This window comes from Streptococcus cristatus (assembly GCF_001578775.1).
GTDB classification, from domain to species: domain Bacteria; phylum Bacillota; class Bacilli; order Lactobacillales; family Streptococcaceae; genus Streptococcus; species Streptococcus cristatus_A.
Genome location: NZ_KQ969074.1, coordinates 1 through 683 on the forward strand (window position 1 = coordinate 1; position 683 = coordinate 683).

At 40.4% G+C, this 683-nt stretch carries 1 protein-coding gene; it reads right to left on the reverse strand.

Annotation, left to right across the window (positions count from 1 at the left end; all coding sequences use genetic code 11):
- Positions 1-88: 88 nt before the first annotated feature.
- Entirely contained in the window at positions 89-571 is a 483-nt protein-coding gene (locus SCRDD08_RS10675) for a sigma-70 RNA polymerase sigma factor region 4 domain-containing protein (RefSeq protein WP_061423618.1), read from the reverse strand.
- Between the last annotated feature and the right edge of the window lie 112 nt (positions 572-683).

Sequence of the window (683 nt, forward strand, 5' to 3'; positions counted from 1 at the left end):
ACAAATTTATTTCCTAATGCCTACAAAATCATTGATAAATCAACAACTAAAAGGGAAAGGTAACCTCTTCCTACCTCTCCCCTATCCACTATATCACCGTGCTGCTAAAGTCTATTAAATATTCCCCTAACTCTCGCAATAGTCTCTTACGTCCCTTAAACCGTTCATCGCCTAGTAAGCGGTGGTATAACTCTAGTTGTTCTTTGTCTAACTTGGAAGTGTAGGCTGCTAACGAACTTCGAAGAGCGACTAAATCATCTAAGGCTAGTTCGCGCTTGCTCAGTCTATGACTAATGGTGCTGACTTCCTCATAGCATTGACGGTCAAAGCGGCGTTTTTGGCTCTCTTGCTTTCGAAGAATGTCATGAATATGATTCCGAAATTTTGTCTTGAAGTAGCGATAAAGGCGGCTTTCATCTTGACTGATATCTGGATGGCTTTCTTCCAGCTGGTGATAAACCAGCATACCCTCTTGTTCCCAGTCACTACTCTCCCATAAATGTACATAATAATCTCGTGCACAGCGCCGAACAATCCACTGCACTTTCTCATAGCGTTCCTTGAAGTTCATGTTATCTCCTTTTTCTTTGATAATATGATTCTACAAGAAAAAATCTTCTCTCAGGCATCCTGTCCCTATCCTGTCTATTTTATACCCTAACTGGTACTTAACAAAAAAATTT